Origin of the sequence: Novilysobacter selenitireducens (assembly GCF_020026895.1) — a bacterium.
Classification (GTDB): domain Bacteria; phylum Pseudomonadota; class Gammaproteobacteria; order Xanthomonadales; family Xanthomonadaceae; genus Lysobacter_C; species Lysobacter_C selenitireducens.
In genome coordinates this window covers 1-280 of sequence record NZ_JAINZW010000105.1, presented here as the reverse complement: position 1 = coordinate 280, position 280 = coordinate 1, and the positions used below count along the sequence as shown (strand labels likewise).

Annotated in this window: 1 protein-coding gene; it reads right to left on the bottom strand. The window is 67.5% G+C overall.

Translation table 11 applies throughout. The features are described 5' to 3' along the window. The coding region (locus K6753_RS14615) for a DEAD/DEAH box helicase family protein (protein ID WP_223677189.1) at window positions 1-280 on the bottom strand (280 nt) is incomplete at both ends.

Here is a 280-nt window from a genome sequence, read left to right as displayed (position 1 = left end):
GAATAGGGTCTGCTCCGCGGTAGGGGGCAGGGTCGCGGTCAGCAGGACCAGCTGCGTGCGCGCCTGGATCAGCTCCCCGAGCCGCCGCAGTGCGGGCCGGAACTCGGCTGCCCTCGAGCCGGACGTGGACCTAGAGCTAGATCCGGGCCCGGGGCCCTGTAGGATGGTATGGCACTCGTCGATCACAATCCGGTCTAGCCGCCGCACCATACGCAGCCGGTTCAGGAACGAGTGGAAATCGGGCGTCACTGCGGATTCGGGGGTGACCAGCACGATCGAG